The following is a 2,991-nucleotide window of genomic DNA, read 5'->3' on the forward strand; positions in this document are numbered from 1 at the left end:
GCTTGTTCGAACGCTTCGTCGTCGAGCGCTTCGAGATACTCGCGCACGGCACGCGTGCTGAGTGCGGGGTTCGACCAGTCGGTGGCCTCACTGGCAGGAACACCGCGCTGGCGGCTCGCATCAGCAGCCACGACGCTGGCATCGACAGCGAAGCCTTCGCCTTTGACTAGGCCCGCAGCCATGCAACGGTGGACCACTTCATCGAACAACCAGCGGAAGGTATCGCTGGCGCGGAAACGTCCATGTCGGTTCTTGGAGAAGGTCGAGTGATCGGGCACTGCATCCTCGAGGCCGAGACGACAGAACCATCGATATGCAAGATTCAGTTGAACCTCTTCGCACAGACGACGCTCGGAGCGGATGCCGTAGCAATACCCAACGATCAGCATACGGATCATAAGTTCGGGGTCAATGGACGGACGGCCCGTATGGCTGTAGTGCTTCGCCAGGTGTTGGTGGAGTTCCTTCAGATCCAGACAGCGATCGATGGCTCTAAGAAGATGGGTCGGCGGAACGACGTCTTCAAGGTTGAAAGCGTAGAACAGCCGCTCTTGCCCGCTCGCTTGATGACCCATCATGTCGGTGCTCTCCGAACTCGTTGGCGCTTTGCAAATTCTGCCAGACGACCGAGACGGCCGCGAGTTTTTCAACAGAATCGGCCGTGAGCCGTCGTTCGTGACTGGTCACTTCTTACCCCCACATTTCGGAGCTCTGTGAGAGTGATCCCCTGCCGGCGCCCTCTGGCCTTCGGCGAATGCCGGTTGCGTAGGTTGTTCAATGATCATCAGCATTCTCTGCCCGGATTTGTGGGGTCGAGATCACGCAGTAGAGAGAGCGAATCCCTGAATGTTGTTGTGCGATAACGGCTTAGAAGGCCCAGAGTGATCGCCAATTTTCCAATCAGTCTGGCCGCCGAGTTGACACTCTGGAATGCTAGATCTGAGCGCCACGTCGGCGACCATCAGGACGGTATCGGGCGTGAGTTTAGGGAAGGTTCAACTCGGCGTTGGCGTAGCTCCAGTAGTGCACGCGCGAGTCCCTGGTCAGCTGGCTTATAGGGATGTTCGAAACAATCGATCCTCACCCACTGAGAATGCTGCCCGGGATGGACATATCCTTCGAAGTCATCGACGAGAAGGCACTGCTGTACCGTTGCGCCACGGATCCTTGCTAAGTCCTTGGTCGCCCCGGTCCACTGCACGTATTCAGTTTTCGCAAACCAGCCGGGTGCCAGGCCTTCATTAACCAGAAGTTCTGCGATTGGGCGAAATCTTGCTTCGCTTACTGTCGTGTACATCACGATCCTCGGGAAGATCTCACGGCACTGAATCAGGAATTCGTTAAGCCCAGGTCGAGGGATTTGGCTGGCGGCGTTAGAAATTAACGTGCCTTCTAAGTCGAGCGCAAGGATGTTGGGGCGAGGCATAGGTGAAGCCTGTGTCAAAAAAGAAAGGTGACAACACTGAGGACTTAAAGCGGAGGCAGGCCGCGCCGGGGCGACTGTGGCGATCATTCTGGGCCGCCTATCCCGCGGCCAGCGGTCACCTCGCTTTCCCCTGTGGCAATACGAACTTCCAACGTGCCATCTGCACGTAGTTCGAATTGGAGTCTGTCGCCAGGCCTAAGAGACAGTCGCTCGCGGATAGCGCGTGGGATTGTCACCCTGCCTTTGCGGCTCAGCGTGGCTGAGGGCCTCTCATCTGTCATGCGTTAGATGCATTCTCTGTTCGCCGCAGTTTCTGGAGTTCCGAACGCATCGAGTTGGCTGATTTGAGGAGGTTAATGACTGAGTTCCAGTATTCCGCACCCAAGTCCCCGTCCTCGTGAGCGAGTCGCCAGAGCGTTCGTACTGCCTCGTTCAGCTCGATAGGTTGGTCAGAGTCATCGCCTCCTGCGTTTGCCAGGGTTATGCGGTTTGAGTTTGATGTCTCGATCATCTCGTTGCTTCCTGGCCAGCCTTGGGCGGATCCGGCACGAGTGTTGGATGACGAACTCGCTTTTGTTGCACGTGTCGGAAGAAGCGGAACAAACTTGTGCGGATGTAGAGGAAGCAGGCGTTGTAGCTCTGATGCTGACAGTCCATAGATGGGCCGCCACAGTCGGTAGATCACTTCATCATGGTCTTGGGCGACATATTGGAAGACAGGGCAGCTTGCCTCTAGCGCGTCGTCGTCGCTGTCGGCATCCGGTTCAAGCAAGCCCAAGGCCTTTGTGCATTCGATGAGCAGGCTCCGCATTAGCGATCGACTTTCTCGTGGCAGATCTGCTCGTCGAAGAAGTTCCTCCGCCTCCACGCGATGATGGTCGCTCTCGCCTATCTCGATTCCGATGGCCATCATTGTGTGAAGGAGCCGTTTTGCCGGGTCATCTAGGTCAGAGGTGTCGAGAGCGTTGGGGTGAAAGTAGATCATCTGGAGTCCGGGAAAATATGCTCCAGCCTACTGGTCTGGAATGCCCCCCTGAGTCACCGGACACCATCACTCACCTAGAATACTGACTAGGCATATGACTGTGTTTTTGACTAACACCAAGCAAGCAGTGATGGAAGTGTTAACCGGGCCCGAGAGGCGGCGCCGCTGGTCGGCGGAAGAAAAATTGGCGATGGTGCGCGAGAGTTTCGAGCCGGGTAAGACCGTCTCGACGGTCGCGCGCCAGCACGGCATCAACCCGAATCAGTTATTTGGCTGGCGCAAGCTGTACCAGAACGGCAGCCTGTCTGCGGTCAGTTCGGGAGAGGAGGTGGTGCCTGCTTCAGAACTGTCGGAGGCGCTGGCCCAGGTACGTGAACTGCAGCGATTGCTGGGCAAGAAGACGATGGAGAACGAAATCCTGCGGGAGGCGGTCGACGTCATGAAATCCCGAAAGTGGATTGCGCGCTCACCCTCGTTGCCAGAGGACGACCAGTGAAAACGGTCTGCGACGTCCTTGGTGTAGCGCGCTCAAATGTTGCTCAACGTCTTGTCCGTCAATCCGACTGGTCCGATGGCCGTC

Annotated in this window: 4 protein-coding genes and 1 pseudogene; 1 reads left to right on the forward strand and 4 read right to left on the reverse strand. The window is 56.9% G+C overall.

The window, feature by feature from the left end; genetic code table 11:
* The 4 genes from ACE04A_RS04975 to ACE04A_RS04990 form a co-directional block, all read right to left on the reverse strand.
* A partial coding sequence (locus ACE04A_RS04975; RefSeq protein WP_485819905.1) for a transposase occupies nt 1–578 on the reverse strand: 578 nt, incomplete at its 3' end.
* A 383-nt stretch (nt 579–961) separates the two neighbouring features.
* Nucleotides 962–1,513 carry an NIF family HAD-type phosphatase gene (locus ACE04A_RS04980; protein ID WP_485819906.1) on the reverse strand — a complete coding sequence of 184 codons (552 nt, stop codon included), beginning with the start codon at nt 1,511–1,513 and terminating at the stop codon, nt 962–964.
* The gene (locus tag ACE04A_RS04985) at nt 1,510–1,707 is read right to left on the reverse strand and encodes an AbrB/MazE/SpoVT family DNA-binding domain-containing protein (protein WP_448717219.1); all 198 of its coding nucleotides are present in this window, start codon (nt 1,705–1,707) and stop codon (nt 1,510–1,512) included. Before ACE04A_RS04985 ends, ACE04A_RS04980 begins: the two co-directional genes overlap by 4 nt.
* Nucleotides 1,704–2,411, reverse strand: coding sequence for a hypothetical protein (locus ACE04A_RS04990; protein WP_448717218.1), 708 nt, complete (start codon nt 2,409–2,411; stop codon nt 1,704–1,706). Before ACE04A_RS04990 ends, ACE04A_RS04985 begins: the two co-directional genes overlap by 4 nt.
* 130 nt (nt 2,412–2,541) lie before the next feature.
* Here ACE04A_RS04990 and ACE04A_RS04995 point away from each other — a divergent pair.
* A pseudogene (locus ACE04A_RS04995) lies at nt 2,542–2,991 on the forward strand (transposase); the annotation flags it as partial.

This window comes from Achromobacter colocynthidis, from assembly GCF_057334535.1.